This window comes from Aeromonas sp. QDB31, from assembly GCF_027707605.1.
GTDB classification, from domain to species: Bacteria; Pseudomonadota; Gammaproteobacteria; order Enterobacterales; family Aeromonadaceae; genus Aeromonas; species Aeromonas media.
The window spans coordinates 35,162-42,408 of record NZ_JAPCIX010000027.1; the positions used below are offsets into that span (position 1 = coordinate 35,162).

General features: G+C 61.3%; 5 protein-coding genes. 3 read left to right on the forward strand and 2 right to left on the reverse strand.

Translation table 11 applies throughout. From position 1 onward, the window contains the following. Positions 1–40: 40 nt before the first annotated feature. The gene (locus PG898_RS18780) at positions 41–2,341 is read left to right on the forward strand and encodes a putative bifunctional diguanylate cyclase/phosphodiesterase (protein ID WP_270824837.1); all 2,301 of its coding nucleotides are present in this window, start codon (positions 41–43) and stop codon (positions 2,339–2,341) included. Here the strand turns inward: PG898_RS18780 and rep are convergent. Then, positions 2,328–4,340: a DNA helicase Rep gene (gene rep, locus PG898_RS18785; protein ID WP_270824838.1), complete on the reverse strand. Its 2,013-nt coding sequence runs from the start codon at positions 4,338–4,340 to the stop codon at positions 2,328–2,330. The two genes, PG898_RS18780 and rep, sit on opposite strands and share 14 nt — an antisense overlap. A 152-nt stretch (positions 4,341–4,492) precedes the next feature. Between rep and PG898_RS18790 the strand changes: the two genes are divergently transcribed. Next, positions 4,493–5,713, forward strand: coding sequence for an aminotransferase class V-fold PLP-dependent enzyme (locus PG898_RS18790; protein WP_270824839.1), 1,221 nt, complete (start codon positions 4,493–4,495; stop codon positions 5,711–5,713). A gap of 13 nt (positions 5,714–5,726) precedes the next feature. Then, positions 5,727–6,161 (forward strand): SufE family protein, encoded by a 435-nt coding sequence (locus PG898_RS18795; protein ID WP_270824841.1) that lies wholly within the window; start codon positions 5,727–5,729, stop codon positions 6,159–6,161. Between the two features lie 21 nt (positions 6,162–6,182). Here the strand turns inward: PG898_RS18795 and tcdA are convergent, their stop codons facing one another. After that, complete coding sequence (gene tcdA, locus PG898_RS18800) at positions 6,183–7,019, reverse strand: tRNA cyclic N6-threonylcarbamoyladenosine(37) synthase TcdA (protein WP_270824842.1); 837 nt, start codon at positions 7,017–7,019, stop codon at positions 6,183–6,185. Positions 7,020–7,247: the final 228 nt, after the last annotated feature.

The following is a 7,247-nucleotide window of genomic DNA, read 5'->3' on the forward strand; positions in this document are numbered from 1 at the left end:
TCCGACTACGCTTGTAGGTGAGCTAATTCGGGAGTGTTGCATGTCAGTCCAGCCCCTCACACCGCCAGATCCCCCCCCCTTGCTGGCGGTCGTTTCTTCCATCATGGATTTTCCCGCGCCCGGCATCGCCTCCCCTGAGGACTACGCCAGGCTGGTACAGCAGCTGGGCAGACTCTGTCCCTTGCAGCACTTTGCCATGCTGGGGCTGGCCGATGGGGGCCTGCACTGGTTGTATGAGCATCAGCTGCCCGAGACATTCAAGCAGCAACTGGGACGTGAAGAGCCCCGTCTTACCGAACAGCTCACCCGGCTGGATGAACAGCAGGGATGGTGTGTGCAGGCGGTGGAGCACTATGAGGTGCAATGGTTGCTGGCCCGCGGCGCCCCCGAGCAGACCCCGACCCTGAGACTGTTGCTGGAGTGTCTGGCCAAGCGCCTGCACGAAACCCAGACCGGCACCCAGCTGGCAGGGCAAGCCTCCCCCCTCATGCAGCGGGATCCTCACTGGCAGCAGAAGATAGAAAAGATCGGCCGCATCATGCGATTGGCCCACAATCTGCCGCAGCATGCCCTGTTTTCCCAGCTGGAGGCGGTGCTACGCCAGATGCTGGCCGTCAATGACATGCTGCTGATCCGCCTCGACAACCAGCGACTGGAGAGACTCTATCCGACACGGCTCACCTACGATGATGACGTCATCAGGGCCCTGTGCCACAGCACCAACAGCATAGAGCGCAGCGAGACCGGCTTGTATTGGTACAGCCTGCCTCTGCGTCAACAACAGCAGTATTTTGCCCACCTCCTCATCAACACGACCCAACCGCTGGAAACCGATGACAGGCTGTTCCTCGACTTCCTGCGCCACCAGTTGACCCTGCTGCTGGAGCTCAAGAGAGTCAGGCAACAGCTGGATGAGCTCAACTCGGAAGAGTCCATCAACCAGCGGCTCCAGCAACTGCGCCAGACCAACCTGCGGTTGCAGAAACGACTCAGGCATCATCAGGAGCTGGAGCGGCGACTCCAGTTCAATGCACTGCACGATCCGCTGACCCAGTTGCCGAACCGGGCCCTGCTGATGAATCACCTCCATCATGCCATGACCCGCTATCGCCGTTATCAGACGGCCGGCTTTACCCTGATCTTCGCCGACGTGGACCATTTCAAACAGGTCAATGATGCCTTGGGCCACAGTGCCGGCGACCAGTTGCTGCTGGAGCTGGGCAAACGCCTGCAGAGCTGTATCCGGCAAAATGACATGGTGGCCAGGCTCGGGGGCGACGAGTTCGTCATCTATCTGGACAACAGTCAGCAGGAGGAGGACGTCAGCCCGGTGCTCAACCGCATTGTAGGCCGCATCGCCCACCCGTTCCGGCTTCAGGGCAATGAGCTGACCGTTACCGTCAGCCTGGGGGTGGCCAGCGTCTCGGAGCAGACCACGGACATCAGCGAGCTGCTGCACCAGGCCGATCTCGCCATGTACCAGGCCAAGCGCAATGGCCGCAGTCGCATCGTCATGTATTCCGACGCCTGCATGGAGCACTCAGGCTCGCCGGAGGAGCGGCTGTTCAGGGCCTTGCGGGAAGGGCGGATTGTCCCCTATTTCCAGCCGGTGATCAGGCTGTGTGACAGCCGCTTGGTCGGTCTGGAGGTGATGGCGCGCTGGATCACGGAGGAGGGGGAACTGAAAGATGCCTTCGATTTCATTCCACTGGCCGAGCAGTGCGGCCTCATTCAGGATCTGGATCGCCAGATCCTCAGACGCACCTGCCAGCAGTTGAAGAGCTGGCTGCAGCTCTCGGGCGGCGGCCGCTTCAAGATATCGCTCAACCTGTCCGGCAAGCACCTGGCCAACCGCGAGCAGATCATGGCGCTTGTTCACATCATGGAGGAAGAAGGGGTGATACCCGGCTACTTCATCTTCGAATTCAACGAGCGGGAGCTCTCCAGGCAGAGTGCCGACTCCCTCACCTCGCTCCATGAACTCAGGGCCAAGGGGATCCAGATAAGCCTCGACGACTTCGGGACCGGCTTCTCCTCCCTCAATGCCCTGTTCCACTTTCCGGTGGACTACATCAAGGTGGATGACAGCTTCACCCATCGCATGCTGAACTCCCCCAAGGATCTGGCGCTGATCCGCGCCATGCGGGACATCTGCCAGGATCTCGACTTCACTCTGGTGGTCGAAGGCATCGAGAACCAGCAGCAGTTGCAGAAGCTGATCGAACTGGGCTGCGCCCAGGGACAGGGGCGCCACATCTCCCCACCCCTGCCAGGATCCGACATCATACCGCTGCTCACTCAGGCAAGCCCGCCGGCCGAGTCCTCCCTCAATCCTTCTTGAACAGGGCTCGCAGATTGGCGACCCCGACTTGCCCCTTCTGCTGGCGCTCCTCGGCCGTCACCTTCTTCTGGTTCTCCCACTCCAGATCGTCCTGCGGCAGCTCCAGCAGGAAGCGGCTCGGCTCCGGCCGCACCGATTCGCCGTACTGGCGCCGCTCCTTGCAGAGGGTAAAAGTCAGTTCGGTCTGGGCCCGGGTTATACCCACATAGGCGAGGCGCCGCTCCTCCTCCACGTTGTCCTCGTCGATGCTGGTCTGGTGAGGTAGCAAGCCCTCCTCCATGCCCACCATGTAGACGTAGGGAAACTCCAGCCCCTTGGATGCGTGCAACGTCATCAGCTGCACCTGATCCGCATCGTCCTCCCCCTCGTTGCGCTCCATCATGTCGCGCAGGGTGAGGCGAGTGACCACTTGGGCAAGCGTCATGGCCTCCTCCAGCTCGTCCCCCTCCAGCATTTCGGTGATCCAGCGATAGAGGGTGGAGACGTTCTGCATCCGCATCTCCGCCGCCTTCGGGCTGGGGGAGGTCTCATAGAGCCACTCCTCGTAGTGGATCTCCTTGATCATATCTCGCACCGCCTCCACCGGGTTGCCCCGCTGCGCCTGATCGCCGAGCCGCACCAGCCAGTTAGTGAAGGCCTGCAGGGCCACCAGGCCGCGACCAGACAGGTGCTGCTCCAGCCCCAGCTCGAAGCTGGCAGCAAACAGGCTCTTGCCGCGCTGGTTGGCGTACTGCCCCAGCTTCTCAAGCGTGGTGGGGCCGATTTCCCGGCGCGGCAGATTGACCACCCGCAGGAAGGCGGTGTCTTCGTCCGGATTCACCAGCAGCTTGAGGTAGGCCATGATGTCCTTGATCTCGGTGCGGGAGAAAAACGAGGTGCCGCCCGAGATGCGATAGGGGATGCGATTGGTCATCAGTGCCTTCTCGAAGATGCGCGACTGATGATTGCCCCGATAGAGGATGGCGTAATCCTTGAACCGGGTGCGGTTCATGAACTTGTGCCCCATCATCTCGGCAGCGATCCGCTCCGCCTCGTGCTCCTCATTCTTGGCGAACAGCACCTTGACCGGCACCCCGTAGTCGAGCTCGGAGAAGAGCGCCTTGTCATAGACGTGGGGGTTGTTGGCGATCAGAATGTTGGCGCACTTGAGGATGCGCTTCTTGGAACGGTAGTTCTGCTCCAGCTTGATGAGCTTGAGGCTGGGAAAATCCTCGTTCAGCAGCACCAGATTCTGCGGCTTGGCACCGCGCCAGGAGTAGATGGACTGGTCATCGTCCCCCACCACGGTAAAACGGGCCCGCTCGCCGACAATCTGCTTCACCAGCTCGTACTGGCTGGTGTTGGTGTCCTGATACTCATCGACCAGCAGGTAGCGGATCTTGTTCTGCCAGCGGGTCCGCACCTCCTCGTTGTTCTTCAGCAGCAGGGTCGGCATCACGATGAGGTCATCAAAATCCAGCGCGTTGTAGGCCACCATCTGACGGTGATAGCGCTCGTAGAGCTGGGCCATCAGCACCTCTTCCGGCCCCCGGGCGATGCGCATGGCCCGAGCAGGCAGGATGAGGTCGTTCTTCCAGTTGGAGATCTGGGTGATGAGGGCCGACAGCTTGTCCTTGTCGTTGTCCAGCTCCGCCTCGGTCAGCTCTTTCAGCAGCGCCAGCTGGTCGGTGTCGTCGAACAGGGAGAAGTTCGCCTTGAGATTCAGACTCTTGTGCTCGCGACGTATGATGTCGAGCCCCAGAGTATGGAAGGTGGAGACCATGAGCCCCCGCGCCTCCTTGCGACCCAGGGTCTGGCCGACCCGCTCCTTCATCTCCCGCGCCGCCTTGTTGGTAAAGGTCACAGCGGCGATGTTGCGTGCGTTGTAACCGCACTGCTGCACCAGATAGGCAATCTTGTTGGTGATGACGCGGGTCTTGCCCGATCCTGCACCCGCCAGCACCAGGCAAGGGCCGGAGACAAACTTGACCGCTTCGTTCTGATTGGGGTTGAGCTTCATGGGCCGGATCTCTTGGCTTATGATGAGGGGCGGCATTGTAACAGAGATCACGCGGGCAGCCGAAACCGGACACAGGATCCCGCCACTTCGCCTTGTGTTTGCCCGTCATTTTCCGGATCATGGCCGACTTTTCCAGAGGAGATGAGGGGAGCATGAATCAGCAACAGCACGCCCAATTGCGTAGCCAGTTTCCGGCCCTGGCGCAGGAGGTGAACGGCCACCCTCTGATCTATCTGGACAACGCCGCCACCACCCAGAAGCCCCAGGCGGTGCTGGACGCCATCGCTCACTACTATCGGGCCGACAACGCCAATGTGCACCGCGCCGCCCATGCCCTGAGCGGCCGCGCCACCCGCGCCTTCGAGGCAGCCCGCGAGACGGTCGCCCGCTTTATCAATGCGCCCCGCAGCCACGAGGTGATCTGGACCCGCGGCACCACCGAGGCGATCAATCTGGTGGCCCAGAGCTGGGGCATGAGCGAACTCAAGGTAGGGGACGAGATCGTCCTCAGCACCCTGGAGCACCACGCCAATATTGTCCCCTGGCAGTTGATTGCCGAACGCACCGGCGCCGTAATTCGGGTCATTCCGCTGGATAAGCGCGGGGATCTGGATATGGAGGCTTACCTGGCGATGCTGGGGCCACGCACCCGGCTGGTGGGCGTGGCCCACGTCTCCAATGCCCTCGGTACCGTCAATCCAGTGAAGCAGATTGTGGCCGCCGCCAAGGCAGTCGGTGCTCTGACCCTGATCGACGGCGCCCAGGCGGTGGCCCACCTCGAGGTCGATGTACAGACCATCGGCTGCGACTTCTACGCCTTCTCCGGTCACAAGCTCTACGGTCCGACCGGCATAGGCGTGTTGTGGGGCAGAACCGAATTGCTGGAGCGGATGCCGCCCTGGCAAGCGGGGGGCGAGATGATCGACAGGGTCAGCTTCAGCGGCACCACCTTCAACACCCTGCCCTTCAAATTCGAGGCCGGCACCCCCCATATTGCCGGCGCCATCGGCCTCGCCGCTGCCATCGACTTTGTGATGGAGCAGGACAGGGACTCATTGGCCAGCCATGAAGCGGCACTGACCGACTATCTGGTTGCCGGACTGCAACAGGTGCCGGGGCTGCGTCTGGTCGGCGAACCCGGCCAGCGCGCTGGCGCCGTCTCCTTCCTGCTGGACGACATCCACCCCCAGGATGCCGCCACCCTGCTCGACATGCAGGGCATAGCGCTGCGAGTCGGCCATCACTGCGCCATGCCGCTGATGGACAGCCTAGGTATAGGCGGCACCCTGCGGGTCTCCCTGGCCTGTTACAACAACCGGGACGATGTGGAAGCCCTGCTGGCAGCCCTGCACAAACTCAGTGACTTCTTCTAAGGCAGACAACCGAATGAGTGACCTCGCAACCTATACCCGGATAGGCCTTGAGCCCGACGCCGACACAATCCGCCAGCAGTTTGCTGCGGCCCACGGCTGGGAGAACCAGTACCGACTCATCATCCAGCTCGGCAAACAGCTACCCGTACTGCCCCCCGAGTGGCAGACCGAAGAGCACCGCTTGAAAGGCTGCGAGAGCCAGGCCTGGCTGAAGGGAGAGAAAAGCGAGGATGGTTGCTGGCACTTTGCCTGCGACTCCGATGCCCGCATCGTGCGCGGCCTGATCGTCATCGTGCTGGCGGCGCTCAACCACCAACCTGCAGCGGCGATCCAATCCTTCGATATGGAGGGCTATTTCACCGAACTGGGGCTTGAGAAACACTTGAGCCCGTCGCGGGGCAACGGGCTCAGGGCAATCGTGTTGGCAATCCGGGAGCAGGCAATCTAACCCGCCTTGTTCAGGGGTCGATTACGCTTCGCTAATCGACCCTACTTCTTCATTTCCGGCCTCTTTCTCGGCACGGGCTCCCCGTTCGGCAATCTTCTTCAATACCCGGGAAGCGGCCACCAATCCAAAGGTTGCCGTCACCGGCGTCACAGCGCCAAAACCGGAGGCACAATCCATCTTCATATTGCCGTCGCTGGCTGTCTTGGCCTGGCAGGTGCCACCATTACCATCCGGATAACTCAGCTGCTCGGTTGAGAAGACACACTCAACCCCGAATTTGCGCGCCGGATTCTTGCTGAAGTTGTGCAACCGGCGCAGATCGGAGCGCACCTTGGCGGCCAGCGGATCCTGAATGGTTTTGGCCAGATCGGCCACAGTGATCCGGGTCGGATCCATCTGCCCACCGGCACCGCCGGCCACGATCACCGGGATCTTGTTGCGCTTGCAGAAGGCAATCAGCGCCACCTTGGCCTTGACCGAATCGATGGCATCCACCACATAGTCAAACTCCCGTCTGATATGCTCGGCCAAGTTGTCGATGGTGACGAAGTCATCCACCTCGATCACCTCGCAGTCGGGGTTGATGGCACGAATGCGCTCGGCCATGACTTCTGTCTTGAGGCGGCCGACCGTGCCCTGCATGGCGTGGATCTGACGATTGGTGTTGGTGATGCAGATGTCATCCATGTCGATCAGGGTGATCTGGTTGATGCCGGCACGGGCCAGCGCCTCCGCCGCCCAGGAGCCGACCCCGCCTATCCCCACCACGCAGACTTTCGCCTGGCTGAAGGAACCGAGCGCGCGTTGACCATAAAGACGGGCAATGCCCCCGAATCGCTGTAGATATTCTGCTTTCATACCACCACCTTGCTTGAGGGCGGCCATTATAGCGGCAACGACGGCCAGCGGCGATCATCAGATGATGACGGTGTTGATGCGAGGGGGAAATGAGTGCGGCGTCGGCATGCTTAAAAAGAAAAAAAGCCCAGTCGTGAGACTGGGCTTCTTGTTAGTGGCGGAGCGGACGGGACTCGAACCCGCGACCCCCGGCGTGACAGGCCGGTATTCTAACCGACTGAACTACCG

Coding starts and splice junctions, on each gene's coding strand:
- PG898_RS18780 (WP_270824837.1), top strand. CDS start 41: ATGTCAGTCCAGCCCCTCACACCGCCAGATCCCCCCCCCTTGCTGGCG.
- rep (WP_270824838.1), bottom strand. CDS start 4,340: ATGAAGCTCAACCCCAATCAGAACGAAGCGGTCAAGTTTGTCTCCGGC.
- PG898_RS18790 (WP_270824839.1), top strand. CDS start 4,493: ATGAATCAGCAACAGCACGCCCAATTGCGTAGCCAGTTTCCGGCCCTG.
- PG898_RS18795 (WP_270824841.1), top strand. CDS start 5,727: ATGAGTGACCTCGCAACCTATACCCGGATAGGCCTTGAGCCCGACGCC.
- tcdA (WP_270824842.1), bottom strand. CDS start 7,019: ATGAAAGCAGAATATCTACAGCGATTCGGGGGCATTGCCCGTCTTTAT.